Genomic DNA, 4,310 nt, shown 5'->3' with positions numbered 1-4,310 from the left:
ATGCCCGAAGCCGCCGAAGCCGGCCTCGCCCCGGACCGCTGTTTCTTCGCGGCGGGCACCGCGGGGCGCCAGGCGGGCCGGGCGTCCGCGGCCCGGGCGTCCGCGGCCCGGGCGTCCGCGGCCCGGGCGTCCGCGGCCCGGGTATCCGCGGGCTTCGGGTCCGCCGGCGGCTGGCCGGTCGCGGCGAGCATCGCGTTCTCGATCGCCTTGTGACTGGTCGAGCAGACCCCGACCGTGCGCCCCTGCTCGACGAGATGGCGGATGAGCCTGCCGGCGAGGTAGGTCTTGCCCGCCCCCGGCGGCCCCTGCACGGCCAGGTAGGAGCCGTCGAGCATGCTCACCGCGGCGAGCACGGCGGCGATCTGGTCTCCGTCGTGCTCGCCGGGCGCCGGCAGGTCGTCCCGGCCGACCAGCCGCGGGGGGCGACGTCGCAGCAGGTCCAACGCGGGGTCCGCGGGCAGGTCCGGCAGGGCGTCGGCGGTCCGGCGGGCGAGGCCGCGGATCGCCGCCGGCTTGGGTTCCGGACGCACCGGCGATCCGGGCAGCACGGCGAGGGGCGGCCTGCGGGCCACGCCGTCGGGGGCGACGCTCTCCCGCAGCAGCAGCGTGTGCGGCTCGGCTCGCTCGACGACCGCGTCGGTGGTGGCGCCCTCGGCCCCGGGCGGTCCCGGGTAGAGCAGCCGCACCGCCTCGCCGCGGTCGAAGGGATGCGGACGGTCCGGATCGACGCGGGCCTGCAGCAGTCGACGACTCCGCCGCCGTCGCCCGGCCGGTTCGACCCAGTCCTCGACAACGGTCCAGCTCACCGGGACCGCGCAGTCGTCGGCCGATTCCAGCGTGGCGCGATCGGCGGTCAGCGCCGCGAAGTACGACCACCAGGCGGGCTTGTTCTCACGCCGGTGGTATCCGACGGCCGCGGCGAGCAGGGCGCGCGCCCGCTCGTCTCCCGTCCAGTCGGCCGGATCGTCGGGAAGGCCCGCGACGAGGGTGTCGACGAGCGCGTCGTCGGCGGCGTCGACGAGCGCGTCGTCGGCGGCGTCGGCAGCGGTGTCAACGGCGGCAGCGGTGTCGATCCGCGGCGTGCCGCCGTCGGCCCCCCGCAGGCCCAGTAGCCAGCGGTGCAGTCGGTGGGTCGACACGCAGTCGATCCGGTTGTAGTCGGCGATCTGAGCGAGGACGCGGTCGGCCGCGGCGAGCTCCCCGGCGGCGCGGTGTGCCAGGAAGCTCTCGTACGCCACGATGCTGTCGGTGGCGTTCTTCACCTCGGCCTGTCGGGCACCGGGCAGGAACAGCGGTTCGAGGTATTTGATCGAGTAGGACGGCTGGGAGATCCGCAGGCTGCGCCGGACCACGGCGTAGAGATCCACCAGCCGGTGCCCGGCGAGCAGATCGTCTACCTGCCGTTCCCGCGTGCCGTGTCGCGCGGCCAGCCGGCGCAACGCGTTCGGCTCGTAGGGCGCGTAATGGTAGATGTGCGCGCCGGGGTGCGCGCGCAACCGCTCCGTCGCCCAGTCGACGAAACGCTCGAACGCCTGCCGCTCCCCCGCCCGATCGTGTGCCCAGAACGCCCGGAAGAGCTCGCCGTCCGCGAGGGTGACCGCGCCGAACAGGTACTCCAGACCGGCGGCGTCCAGCGCGTACGGATCGCCCTCCATATCGAAGTAGATGTCACCGGGATCGGGCACCGGAAGGGCCGCGAGACCCTCCGGGCCGGTCATCCGGACGGTCACCGTCCCGACCGGGTCGTCCGCGGTACGCGTCGCATCCTGCCCGGCCTGCAGTTCCGCCTGAAGACGCAGTCCCGCGAACGTCGCCGGGGACATCGTCGCGGGCCGCTGGTCGTCGCGGGCCGCGGCGAGCTCCTCCACCGCGGTGATGCCGGCCGCGCGCAGCACCTGTCGCTGGTCGCCGCGCAGCCCGGCGACCAGCGACAGGTCGCGGGCCTCCGCCCGGCCGCGCGCGCAGTGCGCGCTGAACGCGCAGGTGGCGCAGGCCGACCGGGGCTCGGCCCAGGACGGTTCGGGAACCGCGGGGGCAGCCGCCAGCCGATCGGCGAGACGGCTGCGCGCGTGCCCGACCATCGGCACGACATCGTCGACCCGGAACGTGCGCACGACCCCGACCCCGACCCCGACCCCGAGCGCGGGCTCTGGCTCTGGCTCTGGAGCGGTGGCCCGCTGCGCGGGATGCAGCAGATGCATGAACCGCGGAACGGGTACGCCCACCGACGGTAAGGCCGCCGCGTAGGCGGCGAGCTGCAGCACGGCTCCCGGACTGGCGTGCCGGGCGAGCTTGGCGTCGTAGGGCTCGTAACGGCCCGCGACCGCGGGCCCGGTCGATGCGCCGGCGACCGGGTCGAGATGCGCCGCGATGAGGAAGTCGGGGCGCCCCTGGAACGCGCCGTCGAACAGCGCCCCCTGGTAGACGACGGGAACCCCGGCGGCCAACGCCTGGCGGGTCCGCTCGTGGGCCTGGGCCAGGGCGGCGAGCGTGGGGGCGGGCCGCTCGATCGCCACGACCCCGTCCGCGCCAAAACACCGGCGCAGATGCTCCAGCCAGCGTCGTTCGTGCGCCTCGCCGTGCCGCACGGCAGTGGTGTCCGCGGGGGTCAGGCGCACCCGGTCGATCCGGCGCGGCCCGTTCTCCGACGTCTCCCCGGTCACCAGCCCGGCGGCGAGCGCGTGCGCAAGCCCGACGCGATGCCCACACTCGACGACGTCGACAAGATCACTGGCGGAAACCACCCAGCGGTCCTCGAACCTGTGCACGACACCATCCCCATCTGGGCCATCCCGTTTCCATCCGGGCCATCCCGTTCGGTCCCGTGCCAATCCTCTCCCGATCCGGGTTCACGGTCCGGACCAACCCGGCCGGGCGTGCCCCGAAGGACTGAAGGTGGCCGGTGAGGGCGGCGACACCAGCCGGGCGTTGGGTACGCGCCCTGTCCGTCGCGCGGGACACCGAGGTGACGACGGCCATCGGCTGGGGCGTGCGGTCGGCCGCCGGGCCCGTGCCCGGCTCTACACGTGGACCCGTAACCACGAGCAGGCGAGAACTGCCCGGCACACCGCACGGTCGCGAGCGGTGAGCCACGCATGTACCAGCGTGGACGGAGCGGGACACAGTGCTCGTCCAGCGACAGCACAATCTTCAACCGATCGATTGTTAAGATCATAAGGATCGGGAATCCTGGGACTCCGCCTCCTCACGGACCAGAGCCCATGCAACCTAACCAAGGATGACATCACGATTGCGAACCGTACATGATTGCTACGCAAAAGCTTCAAATGCCCCAAAATTCCCAGCAAGCTAGCTGAGATCAAGATCGATAAAAGGGCTTGGCACCCAGTTAGGGAGATTTACGTCACACGCCCCCAGGCGACGCGCGACGCGCATCGACACCAATCCGGGAGTAGCGTACGTAAACATGATGGTTGACGATATGCCTCGGGAGCTCACTTCGGATCTTCATGATCTCACCGACCGGAGAAAAAGGATCAAGAAGATGACCGGAGCGCGGTCGGTGGTCGGTTCGTTGGGGTCGACGAATGAAAAGATCATCTTTGGCACCCCCAGGGGTCCGATCCCTTCCCCGCCCCGAACGCTGATCGACGGCGCCACCCTCCGGTATGTCACCGTCGGTCACGAGCAGGGTGCCGGGCCCGCAGCCGCGGGCGCCGTGATGGTCACCGGACAGCCGCTAGCTCCCAACGAAGATTTCATCTGTGCGGCTCGATGGAGCGCTACGCATACCACTCCAATGGTTAAAAGTCGAACTCTTCGACATCACAAACCGGGAAGGTAATCACGTGACACCCAGCTGGTTCTCGACCGATACTCCTGTACGTCTCGGAGTTGGCGTGTATGACGGCCCGTCCGCACGGCTGGCCGACAAGCACAACCCCGACTTCGTCTGGGTGAGCAGTTTCTGTGTGTCCGCCGCGCTGGGGGGCCTTCCCGATCTCGGGCTAATAGATTCCTCCGAGATGGCCAGTGTGGTACGGACCGTGGCGAGGACGACGCGTCATCCGGTGGTTGTGGACATGGAATCCGGGTACGGAGGCCCGCGCAAGGTAGACCTGGCGGCGCGGACAATCTCCCAGGCCGGCGCGAGCGCGGTGTGCATCGAGGACAACACGCTGGACAAGTGGTCGATCCTGTACCCCGGTGAGCGGGACCTGGCCAGCGTGGAAGAACAGGAGAAATGCCTCCGCGCCACGCGCCGCGGGCTGGAGCCCAGCTGTTTCTTGATCGCCCGAACCGAAGCGTTGGTGGCCGGGCACGGCGTGGCCGAGGCCTTGAACCGCGCG

At 70.8% G+C, this 4,310-nt stretch carries 2 protein-coding genes; one reads left to right on the top strand and one right to left on the bottom strand.

The genetic code is table 11. From position 1 onward, the window contains the following. Nucleotides 1-2,768: TM0106 family RecB-like putative nuclease (locus BMG523DRAFT_RS21845; RefSeq protein WP_043592250.1), on the bottom strand; the 2,768-nt coding region annotated here is incomplete at its 3' end. 957 nt (nt 2,769-3,725) lie between these two features. Between BMG523DRAFT_RS21845 and BMG523DRAFT_RS21840 the strand changes: the two genes are divergently transcribed. After that, nucleotides 3,726-4,310: isocitrate lyase/PEP mutase family protein (locus BMG523DRAFT_RS21840; RefSeq protein ID WP_160323746.1), on the top strand; the 585-nt coding region annotated here is incomplete at its 3' end.

Source organism: Frankia sp. BMG5.23 (assembly GCF_000685765.2).
GTDB classification, from domain to species: Bacteria; Actinomycetota; Actinomycetes; order Frankiales; family Frankiaceae; genus Frankia; species Frankia casuarinae.
Note: the sequence above shows the minus strand (reverse complement) of the source record. Positions and strands in the feature narration are given on the sequence as shown.